11 protein-coding genes are annotated in these 12283 nt (G+C 65.2%); 3 read left to right on the top strand and 8 right to left on the bottom strand.

The genetic code is table 11. The features are described 5' to 3' along the window. Positions 1-30 precede the first annotated feature (30 nt). Together JQ616_RS20840 and JQ616_RS20835 are read right to left on the bottom strand one after the other, a co-directional pair. On the bottom strand, positions 31-933 hold the full coding sequence (locus JQ616_RS20840; protein WP_212017477.1) for a GNAT family N-acetyltransferase: 903 nt from the start codon (positions 931-933) through the stop codon (positions 31-33). Between the two features lie 28 nt (positions 934-961). Further along, entirely contained in the window at positions 962-2179 is a 1218-nt protein-coding gene (locus tag JQ616_RS20835) for an acyl-CoA dehydrogenase family protein (RefSeq protein WP_212017475.1), read from the bottom strand. A gap of 116 nt (positions 2180-2295) precedes the next feature. Here JQ616_RS20835 and JQ616_RS20830 point away from each other — a divergent pair, with 116 nt between their 5' ends. Continuing rightward, positions 2296-3861: a winged helix-turn-helix domain-containing tetratricopeptide repeat protein gene (locus JQ616_RS20830; protein WP_212017473.1), complete on the top strand. Its 1566-nt coding sequence runs from the start codon at positions 2296-2298 to the stop codon at positions 3859-3861. A gap of 92 nt (positions 3862-3953) precedes the next feature. Here JQ616_RS20830 and JQ616_RS20825 read toward each other — a convergent pair whose 3' ends face one another. Further along, positions 3954-4607: a PilZ domain-containing protein gene (locus JQ616_RS20825; RefSeq protein WP_212017471.1), complete on the bottom strand. Its 654-nt coding sequence runs from the start codon at positions 4605-4607 to the stop codon at positions 3954-3956. Between the two features lie 400 nt (positions 4608-5007). On the opposite strand from JQ616_RS20825, the gene JQ616_RS20820 reads away from it, so the two are divergent. After that, a complete protein-coding gene (locus tag JQ616_RS20820) occupies positions 5008-5820 on the top strand; it encodes an enoyl-CoA hydratase (RefSeq protein ID WP_212017469.1) in 813 nt (270 codons plus the stop codon). Positions 5821-6203: 383 nt separating this feature from the next. Here the strand turns inward: JQ616_RS20820 and JQ616_RS20815 are convergent, their stop codons facing one another. Then, positions 6204-6986 carry an SDR family NAD(P)-dependent oxidoreductase gene (locus tag JQ616_RS20815; RefSeq protein ID WP_212017467.1) on the bottom strand — a complete coding sequence of 261 codons (783 nt, stop codon included), beginning with the start codon at positions 6984-6986 and terminating at the stop codon, positions 6204-6206. A 287-nt stretch (positions 6987-7273) separates the two neighbouring features. On the opposite strand from JQ616_RS20815, the gene JQ616_RS20810 reads away from it, so the two are divergent. After that, positions 7274-8743, top strand: a complete 1470-nt coding sequence (locus JQ616_RS20810; protein WP_212017465.1) for an MmgE/PrpD family protein — start codon at positions 7274-7276, stop codon at positions 8741-8743. A 24-nt stretch (positions 8744-8767) separates the two neighbouring features. Here the strand turns inward: JQ616_RS20810 and JQ616_RS20805 are convergent, their stop codons facing one another. From JQ616_RS20805 to JQ616_RS20790, 4 genes are read right to left on the bottom strand one after another with little or no spacing between them, the layout of a single operon-like run. Further along, on the bottom strand, positions 8768-9712 hold the full coding sequence (locus JQ616_RS20805; RefSeq protein ID WP_212017463.1) for an NAD(P)-dependent oxidoreductase: 945 nt from the start codon (positions 9710-9712) through the stop codon (positions 8768-8770). After that, positions 9712-10581 (bottom strand): ABC transporter substrate-binding protein, encoded by an 870-nt coding sequence (locus tag JQ616_RS20800; protein WP_212017461.1) that lies wholly within the window; start codon positions 10579-10581, stop codon positions 9712-9714. Before JQ616_RS20800 ends, JQ616_RS20805 begins: the two co-directional genes overlap by 1 nt. An 18-nt stretch (positions 10582-10599) precedes the next feature. Continuing rightward, on the bottom strand, positions 10600-11337 hold the full coding sequence (locus JQ616_RS20795; protein WP_212017459.1) for a TetR/AcrR family transcriptional regulator: 738 nt from the start codon (positions 11335-11337) through the stop codon (positions 10600-10602). A 60-nt stretch (positions 11338-11397) separates the two neighbouring features. Further along, a complete protein-coding gene (locus tag JQ616_RS20790) occupies positions 11398-12276 on the bottom strand; it encodes an SMP-30/gluconolactonase/LRE family protein (RefSeq protein WP_212017898.1) in 879 nt (292 codons plus the stop codon). Positions 12277-12283: the final 7 nt, after the last annotated feature.

The raw sequence follows: 12283 nt of genomic DNA, 5'->3' as shown, positions 1-12283 counted from the left end.
CATGCACGATGACTTGCCAGGTAGCCACGCTCACATGAATCCGGGGTTACGCGGCAGATACTGGACCCAGTTGCCAAATTCGCGCGACGACATCAGCAACATCGGAAACTTGATCCGCATCCCAAGCTCCATCGCGGTGTTGAGAGCCGCAGCGCTTGCGCCGGGCAGGAACGCCGACACACGCGACGAGCCGCGCTCGACCGCAAGGTGCAGCGCCGTCCTGAAGGCGGGAGCGACGTGCTGGGACTCCATGACCGCGACTGGCCCGACATGTCCGCCAGCATCGACGTAGGCGTACCCCACCCAATCGTTCCGGTCGTAGAGATTGAACCCACTCACCCCGCTATCATCGATCAGGTAGCGGTGATGCTTTGCGCGCGAGACGCCGAGCACACGCTCGTCTGCTTGCGCGAGACGACGTAGGGTCGAACCATCTGGCTCGAGTGGCGTCGTGTCGTACCGTGGGCCACGCAAACGACCCATCAACTGCTCGCGCGATGCGCTGAGACTGTAGATGGGAAACCGCGGCAGCAGTCCATGGCGAATGTAGAGCCCTTGCGATACCGTGTTGAAGCTGAAGGTGATGAGGACCCGGTTGGAAGCGTGCGACTGCTCGGCGTGTTCCAGCGTCCGCCTGATCAGTTCGTCGCCGACGCCCCTCCCCTGCTGGTCCGGTGACACGAACAGCTGCGCCAGAAACCACATGTCGTCGCAGACCCAACTCCAGGCGAATCCGAGGATTCGCTCGCCCTCCTCGGCCACCCAGAGACCCCCGGCATCGTCCTTCAGCGAAAACAGCTGAAATGCGGGCGGCGAACGCACGGCCATCGGCCCGAAGCCATGCCGCTCCGTCAGGTCGTTGATGCTGGCGACGACAAGGGCATCGGCCAATTCCAGATCCCGCGCACGCGCCGGCCGGCAGACCACAGACATTGGGCACTCCGTTAGGTGATGCGTTACTTCAAAACCTCGCCGAGCCGGCATCGAGCCCAAGCGCCAGCCGACCGGCGATGATGTAGTTGTTCGGACTCATCGCGATGTGCTTGGCCGCCGCGCGCACGTCGCGCCCCGCACGCTCCAGGGCGCAGGTCTCGAAGATGGCGGCGGCGCCCGCGCTGGCGGCCAGCATGTCGGTGACGGACATCGCGGTCTCCGCCGCGTGCGCGTTGGCGATTCGAATGTCCGCGCGGGCCTCCACCAGCCGTTGGCCGCCCGTATCCGTGGCGGCGATCAACTCCGCCATGGCATCGGTCAGGAAGCCACGGGCGGCGCGAAGCATCGCTCTGGTCCGCCCGACCGTCGCCTGAACGATTTCGCGATCGCAAAGCGCGGTTCGGGTTCCGGGGCGGCCTTTCCGGCAGGCAAGTTCGGCGAACGAGCTGACAGCGCCGGACGCAATCCCGAGCGGCACGCCGCAGATGCTCCACGCGAACACGGATGATGGCGGCATGCGATAAAGCAGTCCGGGTTGGGTCGGTTGCAGACCGAGAAACGGATGGACGTGAGCTGCCGGCACGAAAATATCGCGGGCCTCGAAATCGCAACTGCCGGTGCCGCGCAGTCCGGACACATGCCAGTTGTCGAGGATGGTCACATCCGACCGGCCGACGTAGCAGCAGAGAAGCGGCGAAGCCGGATCCGCGGGGCTGACGCTGGCGAGCACCATGAAGCGCGTCGCGTGGTGCGCGCCGCTGCCGAACGGCCAGTGCCCGGAAAGACAATAACCGCCCGCGACGGGGGTCGCCGTGCCGACCGCACCGGTCGAGCTGGCGACGAAGGCACGTGGATCGGCAAACCACTCGCGTGCGACGGCCTCACCAAGGTAGCCGCCGATCCGGCTCATGCCGCCGCCGTTGCCGGCGAGCCAGCCGACCGAGCCGTCGAGCGCCGAGGCGGCTTCGATGACACGCATGAACGCGAAGGGAGACAGTTCGGGCCCGTCGAGCCGTTCCGGGAGCCACAGGCGAAACAGGCCTGCATCGGCTAGCGCCGCGAAAACCTCGTCCGGCAATCGCCGATCGCCGTCGAACTCGTTGCGCCGTGCGGCGATCAGCGGGGTCAGCGCTTGGACCGCCTCGAGCATGCGGCAAACCCGGTCCGGGGCATTGGCAATCACGTCCGGATCCCGACGGGCGGCCACAGGATCGTCCATTTCGACCAGATGGCTTGGTTCACGCATCGAGCCCTCCTCCAGGTTTTCAGCGCCGCCGCAGCATGGTCGCCCGTTTCCCTGGGGTCATGAATCCGTTCCGAAAAAGTTGCGAAAAATGTAGGCTCCAAGCCATGGAGACCATATTGGCGACGACCCTCGAATTCGGTCCCTACCGCCTCGACGCAGAGGCCGAGATGCTGTTTCGAGAGTCCGAACCGGTCGCGCTCGGACGGCGCGCGGTGATGTTGCTGCGGCAGCTTGTCGCACGCGCCGGAACGCCGGTGTCCAAGGATGCATTGATGCAAGCGGCGTGGCCGGGGCTTGCGATCGAGGAGAGCAACCTCACCGTACAGATCGCCGCCCTGCGACGGGTCCTTGCCGATGTCGAAGGCGGCGCCAGCTGGATCGAGACGCTGCCTCGCCGCGGCTACCGTTACGTCGGGCCGCCGGTCACCACCGGATCCGGAGCTGGCCTGTCCATTTCACCGGCACCTGTCGTGTCCGACGGGCCGTCACTTGCGGTGCTTCCATTTTCGAATCTGAGCGGCGATCCTGGGCAGGATTATTTCTCCGATGGGATCACGGGAGACATCATCGCAGAACTGTCACGGTTCAGGTCGTTGTTCGTCGTCGCGCGACACTCCAGCTTTGCTTACAGGGGCAAGTCGGCGGACATCAAAAGGGTCGGTCGCGAGCTCGGAGTCCGGTATGTGGCCGAAGGGAGTGTGCGCAAGTTCGGCAGCCGCGTCCGGGTGACCGTCCAGCTTCTCGATGCCGGGAGCGGTTACAGTCTCTGGACCGGGCGCTACGACCGCGACCTCGAAGACATCTTCAGCCTGCAGGACGAGATCGTCCGGGCGATCGTCGCCGGCCTGCCAGGCCGGCTGGAGGACGCCGACCGCGACATCGCCAGACGCAAGCCGACCTCCAGCATTACCGCCTATGACTTCGTTCTGCTCGGCAACGAACGATGGCGTCAGCTCACTGTGAAGGACATGGCGCAGGCCAGGGCGTATTTTCGAAGCGCCGTCGCCCTCGACCCGCAATATGCCCGCGCCCATGTCAACATCGCCTGGACGATCGTCTGCGACGCATTTCTCGAATCGCCCACCACAGCGACTTTGGACGACGCAGTTGGCGCGATGGAGACAGCGCTCGATATCGACGACGGCGACGCCTGGTCTCATGGCGTCTTCGCGCAGCTGCTGTTCCTGCGGAAGGAAGACGCCAAGGCCGAAATCCACTTCAGCCGCGCGCTCGCGCTCAATCCAAACGATGCCGATGTCGCCGCCGTCTACGCCAACATCCTGGTCTACTGGGGACGCTGGCGCGAGGCGCTGCAATGGATCGGGACAGCCAAACAGCTCAATCCCTTTCCGCCAAATCTGTACCATTGGTATCATGCGCTCGCGCTCTATTCGGGACGCGAGTACGAGCGGGCGGTCAAGGCGTTGATGGAGGCACGAGGGTTCGACAGGTGGTCGCACGGCCTCCTCGCGGCCTGTTACGGGCAGATGGGACGGCTCGGCGAGGCGCAATCCGAAGCCGACGCGTTCGTCAGCGCACGGCGTCGTGAACTGAACGCGAATGGCCAAGGCATCCCCCCGAAGTCTATCGACCTCGCGCGGGTCCGCGCCGAGAGATATCGCGATATTGCCGACCGCGAACACTTCCTTGACGGATTGCGTAAGGCGGGTCTCACGGGGTGATGCCATTCTCCCTTGACCGAACCCACGGCATGAGCGTGGATCGGAAGGATCACCAGAACGAGAATGCAGGCACTTCACTCAACAAGTAAGCCCTAGACAACCGGGTCCGCGTCGGCCGACACCACCAGCAGGTCCTTGGATTTGCGCGCGATCAGGCGGCCGAGCTCGCTCTGCTTGTAGGTCTCGACGAACTTGACGGCGAAGCCGTTCGGGAGATGCCGGACCACGCGCCCGACGCAAGCGCCGATCGCAAGCGGCATGCCGATCGGCGGCTGTACCTCGGAGGACACCGCCGCGCCCGACAGCGACATGTCGATGATGAAGCAGCTCTGCATGGTTCCGTCCGCCAGGGTCAGCATCGCGTGCGGGGCGATGGGCACGAAACGCGGATTGTTGCGCGTCTCGCGGACGCTCGGATCCTTCTGCTTCTTCTCGATCCAGGTCAGCTTGTCGGCGAACTTCTCCCGCATCGCATGCGTCATCTCGAGCTCGAGCAGGAAGCTGCCGCTCATCGTGTCGGTGATGCAGCCTTCGAACTTGCCGAATTCCTCGAAATACGAGGTCAGCCGGTCGCCGATCTTGCCGACCACGGGCACGTCGACGATCATGCGGAACGGCGAGACGCGCGTGGTGCGGCAGGCGAAGGTGCGCAATTTGCCCTGCGCGTCGTACCAATTCGGCAGCGTGTAGCTGCCGTTGACCGTGACCCTGACACCGCGTTGCCTAAGAAACTTTTCGACGGACACGACTGGACCTCGCCCGAGGCGATGTGAGTGCACGGAGGTCGAGGGGTGACCGGCGTCCCTGCCGGTCCAGTGGTGGGACTTCCGCTACCGACGCGACGGCAGCGGGAAGGCTGCGGCACGCGTCCCAGCGCGTCGCGGGTGATCCCTGCGCGCAGGTGCGTACAGTCGTACCGTCGAAAAACTAGGAAAAAGTTAAGCCGGACGGAGTGCGGGCGACGAACTCTATGGCGCAACCCTTTCCCGACCGTTTATTTTGCGAGCCGTACAACTACCGGAAGAGTTACCGCACGCCGGTGCAATCGCGCCGTGCTCTAAACTGCCTGCCCCCGCGCGCGGCCGGGTGCTAGCTTTGGTGTGGGCCTTGGCAGCAGCTTTGGCCGAAATCAGACCGGACCTTCATATGCCAAACACCTCAGATCGATCGCTAGCCGACGGCAAGATCCTGCAAAGCGTGGTCGATGGCGTCGGCGTCATCACCTTCAACAATCCCGACAAGCGGAACGCGATGTCGCTGGAGATGTGGGAAGGGCTCGGCGAGGCGCTGACCGCCTTGCGCGACGATCCTGCCGTCCGCGTCGTGATCCTGGTCGGCGCCGGCGACAAGGCCTTCGTGTCGGGCGCCGATATCAGCCAGTTCGAGAAGACCCGCCACAACGCTGAAGCCTCCGAGGAATATTCACGGCGCAGCGCTGCCCAGCGCGCGTTGCTCGCCGACTATCCGAAGCCGACGATTGCCTGCATCCGCGGCTTCTGCCTCGGCGGCGGCATGCAGGTCGCGATGCTGACCGACATCCGTATCGCCGGCTCAAGCGGCCAGTTCGGCATTCCCGCCGCCAAGCTCGGCATCGCCTATGGCTATGACGGCTTGCGCCATCTGGTGTCGCTGGTCGGCCCGTCCTGGGCGCGGCTGATCATGTACACCGGCATGCGGATCGACTCAGCCGAGGCGCTGCGGATCGGCCTGGTCGATCGCGTGCTGTCGGATGCCGAGCTGTGGGATGCGACCATGGAGATCGCGCGCACCATTTCGGGCAATGCGCCGCTGGCGATCAAGGCCGCCAAGATCACCATCGCACAGGTGCTCAAGGATCCCGCCGATCGCGACATGGCCGCGATCAGGCAGATCGGCATCGACTGCATGGACAGCGCCGATTTCCGCGAAGGCCGCAACGCCTTCATGGAAAAGCGCAAGCCAAAGTTTGAGGGCCGGTAGACATCCGGTGTCATCACCCGCGCACGCGAAAAGCGAGTGATCCAGTTTTGCTGAGACATTGGTGCGCGACGCCGTCCGGCGTCGTCCCGGCGAAGGCCGGGACCCATACTCCGCGGCGGCTGTTGTTGAAGGGACTCGTCGTCCCAGCATCGCGCAACAATCGGGATTTGTGGCTATGGGTCCCGGCCTTCGCCGGGACGACACGGAAGGTGTGGCGCGGCCTGTGAGTCATACGCCGGCGTTCTCGCGACATCATGGGGACGCCGCTTGCACGATTTCGGAATATTGGAAATGTATCCCTGAGTTGCCCGACGCGTCAAGTCCCCCGATCGGCCCCCGGCGGCTACTTTGCATGGGGTTGTTTTCGATGTTTTGGCAGCGCCCTACTTCTTCTCGGTGACCGGCACCGTGTAGTTGAGGATCAAGCGGCCGCCGTCCGGATAGATGGTTTGGCCGGTGATGTAGGAGGCATCGTCGCTGGCGAGGAAGGCCACGACGGAGGCGACCTCACTCGGCTCGCCGCAGCGGCCGGCGGGTGTGCGCGAGAGCACGCTGCGCCGCGCGTCCTCCGACGAGAAGATCGCGGTCGCCACCATCTCGGTCAGGATCGTGCCGGGCCCGACCGCCACGACGCGAATGCCGTGCGGCGCCAGCGCCACCGCGGCCACCGAGGTGAGTTGCTTCATCGCGCCCTTGGACATCGCATAGGTCGCAAGCGAGGGGATCGCGAGCAGCGCGTTGACCGAGGACATGTTGACGACGACGCCGCCACCGCCCTGCGCGATCATCTGGCGCGCCGCGGCCTGGACGCCGAAGAACGCGCCCTTGAGGTTGATCCCCATCACGTCGTCGAACTCGGCCTCGCTGATGTCGAGGAAGTCGCGATTGCGCGCGACGCCGGCATTGTTGACCATGACGTCGAGCCGGCCGAACTCCTTCACCGCGTGAGCGACGATGCGATCGACATCGGCGCGCTTGCTGACATCGGCTTCGACGGCCCGCAGCCGGTCCTCATGTCCGAGTTCCTGGGCGGCGTGGACCAATCCGGCCGCGTCGACATCGGAGATGACGACCCTGGCGCCATCGGCCAGGAAGCGCGCCGCGCAGGCCTTGCCGATGCCGCGCGCGGCGCCGGTGATGGCAACGACCTTGCCGGAATTCTTCATGGGAGTGCCTCCAGGATTTCGGTTCGCGCGTTCCGCCAGAACCGGGCTGATGCAAGATGCGGCCCGAGCATTAGCCTATTACGCAGCGTCAGGGAACGCGACGGATTCACCGTGACGCGGCGTGAACCGCGCGTCAGAAACGACTCCGCCGTCTTCGTCAAGCGGCTGCGCGAGCGAAACAGGCAGCCGTTTTGCACGCCTGCTCCCGACCGCCATAGCCTGATACGGTCGGTCCGGTATTGGCCCAATCAGCCGCTTCAATACCCATCTTACTCCTGGAGACCACCATGTCGATCACCGACCGCCGATCGCTGCTGCAGGCCGCGGCCACCATCCCCTTCATCGCATCGGCGGCGACCACGGCGGTCGCCCAGACGCCGGCCAAGCCCGAAGCCAACAAGTCTGAACCCAAGCCCGCGCAGGACGTGACGCGCAAGCTCGCGCACTATCTTGTCGCGGCAAAGTACGACGACCTGCCGGCCAATGTGCGCAAGGAGGGCGTCCGTACGCTGCTGAACTGGGTCGGCGTCGCCATCGGCGGCTCTCATCATCAGACCGTCGACATCGCGGTCTCCGCGTTGGCACCATTCTCGGGCCCGGCCCAGGCCTCGCTGTTCGGGCGGCGCGAGCGCTTCGACATCATGAACGCCGCCTTCCTCAACGGCGTGTCGAGCCACATCTTCGACTACGACGACACCCATTTGAAGACGATCATCCATCCGGCCGGCCCGGTGGCGTCCGCCATCCTCGCGCTGTCGGAGATGCAGCCGGTGTCGGGCAAGGACTTCCTCAACGCGCTGGTGCTGGGGGTCGAGACCGAATGCCGGATCGGCAACGCCGTCTATCCCAATCATTACGACGTCGGCTGGCACATCACCGGCACCGCGGGCGTGTTCGGTTCGGCCGCTGCGGTCGGCAAGCTGCTGAACCTCAACGAGCAGCAGATGGTGTGGGCGCTCGGCCTTGCCGCGTCGCAGCCGGTGGGCCTGCGCGAATCCTTCGGCTCGATGAACAAGAGCTTCAATCCGGGTCGCGCCGCATCGAACGGCATCTTCGCCGCGATGCTGGCCTCGAAGAATTTCACGTCCTCCGACAGCATGATCGAGGCCAAGCGCGGCTGGGCCAACACGATCAGCACCAAGCAGGACTACAGCGAGATCCTCGGCGACCTCGGCAAGCGCTACGAAGCTGCCCTCAACACCTACAAGCCGTTCGCTTGCGGCATCGTGATGCATCCGGCGATCGACGCTGCAATCCAGCTGCGCAACGAGAACAAGCTGACGGCCGACCAGATCGAGCGCGTCGATCTCAAGGTGCATCCGCTGGTGCTCGAGCTGACCGGCAAGAAGACGCCGCGCGAAGGTCTCGAAGGCAAGTTCAGCATCTATCACGCGGTTGCCGTCGCGCTGGTCGAGGGCGCCGGCGGCGAGAAGCAGTTCAGCGACCGCGCCGTCACCGACCCGACCATCGTCGCGCTGCGGTCGAAGGTGATGCCGGTGATCACCCCGGGCATCGATCCGGCGCAGGTCGACATGACCGTCGTGCTCAAGGATGGCCGCTCGCTGCATCGCTACATCGAACATGCCATCGGCAGCGTCGAGGTCCCGATGACCGACAAGCAGCTCGAGACCAAGTTCTCCGATCTCGCCGAAGGCATCATTCCAGCCGCCGCGGCGCGCCACGTCATGGACGCCTGCTGGAATGTCGAGAATCTGCCTGATGCAGCCGAGATCGCCAAGCTGTCGGTCTCGACTTGAAGTCCGCGCGATGCTGTCCGGTGATCACGCGATCTTCTTGCGTGATCCCGGATTGACTCGGGCCAGGATCCGATCGGCCTCGGTGCGCCAGTCGGCGCTGCGGGCGAAGTCCGGCGTTCCCTTGACACCGAACACACCCTCATCGGCAAGATCGGCGACCCAGGCTTGCCGTTCGGCGGTGCCCGATGCCGACCACGGCGTGAGGTGGGCCTCGCGCACGGTCTCCGCCACCTCGCGGACCTCCTCGGCGCGGCGGCGGCCGTGCTCGATCACCCGCTGGAAGAAATAGGCGCCCTGCTTCTCCCAATCGATGCCCGGGAAGGTCTCCTTGAGCGAGGCAAGCACCGCATCCTCGACGCCGTAGGCTCGCGCGGTGGTGAAGCTCTCGATCACCATCGCCTCCAGCCCCTTGATCATGATGCTGCGGCACATCTTGACGGCCGAGGAAACGCCGAGCTCGTCGCTCGCGACCTTCGCCGCAAAACCGAGCGCGACCAGCAGCGGCGCGAGCTCCCGTGCTCCGGCACCGCCGAGCAGCAACGGCACCTTGATCCGGTACGGCGGCAGCGAGGTCATCACCGCACCCTCGACATAGCGGCCGCCGGCGCCATCGATGTGAGCGGCCGCGCGCTGCTTCGCGCCGGGCGAGGCCGAGTTGAAATCGAGAAACCAGGCGCCGTTGCGGATTGCCGGCGCGCAGGCCTCGGCGACCGCCACCGCCTGGTTCGCCGTCACCGCCGAGACAATGAGATCAGCCCGCGTCGCGAGATCGGCATGGGATTGCGCGAGCGCGACACCGATCTCCGCCGCGTGGGCGCGTAGCGGCGTGCCCTGCCCGCGATCGATCTTGATATCGTAGGCGACAACATTCACGCCCTGCTTGCGCAGATCTTCGGCCAGGATGCGGCCAACCTCGCCATAGCCGAGCATGCCGATCTGCCATTGCCGCGGATCGCTGGAAATCGTCATCAGTTCAAGTCCCGTGTTGTGTCATCGAGCAGCTCGTCGACCGTGACGCGTCGCGGAATCAGCGCCTGCTGGACGCAATAGTCGATCATCAGTTCGAGTGGCTTGCGGTTTGCCTCGACGCCGAACGGCACCATATCAGGCACGCCCGGCGGCCCGGCCATTGCCTTGGCGCGCTTGAGGAGATCGTAGAGGCTGCGCGCCACATCGGGTCGCGATGTCGCAAGTTTCTTCGTCACAACGACCAGATGATTGACCGGCACGACGCAGTGCTGCGCATACCACCGCGCCGCCGCTGCGGCCGGATCGGCAAACAACGGCTTGAGCGCCGGATCGCTCGAGGTCTCGCCGAGCACGGCGTCCAGTTCACCGTCCTTCAACATCTGAAGGATGGCTTTGCCCTTTGGCGCACGTTCGGTGCTGTCGACATACTCGGCGACGTGCGGATCCTCGAACGTGACCCAGTTGATGCGCTCGAGGTTGACGCCATGGTCGTTGGCAAGGATGCCGCGCATCCATGCGCCGGTCGTCGTCGTGAACGAGCGGATGCCGACCCGCTTGCCTTCGAGATCGGCAGGCTTGAGCGTGCCGCAGTCGGCGTGATAGAGCGCGTGGCCGTGCTGGAAGCGGCCGACCATCGCTGCCGGCAGCAGCACCAGCGGCTTGCCGAGCGCACGCGCCATCAGATAGGTCACGATCGCCATCTCGCAGACGTCGAACGCCTGCTCGCGCACCATCGGCTTGAAGGCGGCATTGGTCGGCGTGAATTCGGTGAAGTCGAGATCGAACAGCTCCGAGCGCAGCTCACCATTCTTCACCGCCTGGATGTGCGGGTGATTGCCGAGCACAGTACGCAGCCGAAGTTTCTCCATGGCGACGAACTCCGCAGGTCAGGTCAGCGCTCGTCCCGGATTCGCACTGGCGGCCTTGCGCGGCGCGGGCGTCCCTTGGTCGAGTGGCGCGGCCTGCAGCGCGGCGACGGTCGCGCGCACCAGTTCTTCGATGGCGTGACCGGCATCGGTGCCGTCGGCGCTGCCGCGCGACAGGCGCGAGACGCGCTCCGGTGTCACCAGCGTGTAGTAGAGCGCGCCGAGCAGGAAGTGGCCACGCCAGACCAGATCGGTGCGCGGAATGTGCGGCAGGCTCTCATGGATCGCGTCGATGAAGGCGTGGCTGGTATCGTCGAACGTCTGCGCGATGATCTTGCGTACGACTTCGTTGCCTTCGGCCGACATGATCGCACGCAATCGCGTGAACCGCGTTCCGCCGCCGGCCAGATCGCTGCCCGAGGTGAAGGCCGGCAGCACATAGGCGCGCACGATCGCCTCCAGCCGGTCCTGCACATCGCGCACCCGCCGCGCCGCGGCCAGAAGCTCGGAACGCCGCCGGTTCATCGGCCCGCAATGGCGCCGATAGATTTCCAGCAGCAGGCCGTCCTTGGTCTTGAAGTGATAGGTCACGCTGCCGGGATTGGCGCCGGCAGCCTGCGCGATGTCGCGCACCGAGACGGCGTTGAAGCCGTAGGTCGAGAACAACTCCTCCGCCGCGGCGAGGATCGCCTCGCGCATGTTCGGCTTGCGGGTGCTGGCAGCGGCCTTCACGTCGGCTTTGGCGGGCTTGCGGACCATATTTGTACTATCGTCCAAATAATCAGGTCACGTCAACAAGGCGGCCCGCGCCCGCTTCCATCAGGACAATCTGACGTCCGGCTCGGCACGGCCGCGCGCCGCAGCGTCGAGCAAAAAGGTTTGGCCGTGCCCGGGATCAGCCGCGCGCTGCGCGTCATTCATGTCCTGCCAGGCCGAGGTGACCAGCAGGCGCGAGAAATCGCGGCCGACAAAGCAAGGGCAGCTCGACTGCTTCGCCGGCACCTTCAGCGAACGCAGCTGGCCGCCGCTCGGATCATAGATATCGACGCAGCCACCGCCCCAGCGTGCGTTCCAGATCAGCCCATCGGCATCGACGACCGCGCCGTCGAGCCCGCCGATGCCGCGATGCCTGATCAAATCGATCGGTTCGCCGATCGGTAGCCCCGTTGACGGATCGAGCGGCACGCGATGCAGCACGTTGGTCGCGGTATCGGCGAAATAGCCGATGTCGCCCGCGGGCGAGAAGCAGATCGCATTCGGGATCGTGATCCCCGGATAAAGCCGCGTGATGCGGCCGCGGTGCAGCGCGTAGATCGCCCCGGCGCCCTGCTCGGCCTGGCGCCCCATGGTGCCGAGCCAGAAGGTGCCGGACGGATGCACGCGCGCATCGTTGGAGCGCGTCGCCGGATTGTCGGCCTCCAGCGCGGTGAACAGCTCCAGGCGGCCATCGGCGACTCGCCGAACGTAAAGTCCGTCTTCGGTCAGGATCAACTGCCGCTCTCCATCGATCCGGGCCAACGCGCTCGCCATTTTCGGCAGCTCGTGGATGACAGTGGCACCGCCTGCAAAACGATGCTCGAACAGGCGCCGCTCGCGAATGTCGAACCACCAGGCAGTATCGGTTGCCGCGTCATAGGTCGGGCCTTCGCCAAGATGACAGCGCTCAGCCGACAGCACGGATGCCGGCACCTCTTCGATCAGCGGC

Source organism: Bradyrhizobium tropiciagri, from assembly GCF_018130545.1.
GTDB lineage: Bacteria > Pseudomonadota > Alphaproteobacteria > Rhizobiales > Xanthobacteraceae > Bradyrhizobium > Bradyrhizobium tropiciagri_A.
The sequence above is the reverse complement of the archived record's forward strand: the minus strand, read 5'-3'. Positions and strand labels throughout refer to the sequence as shown.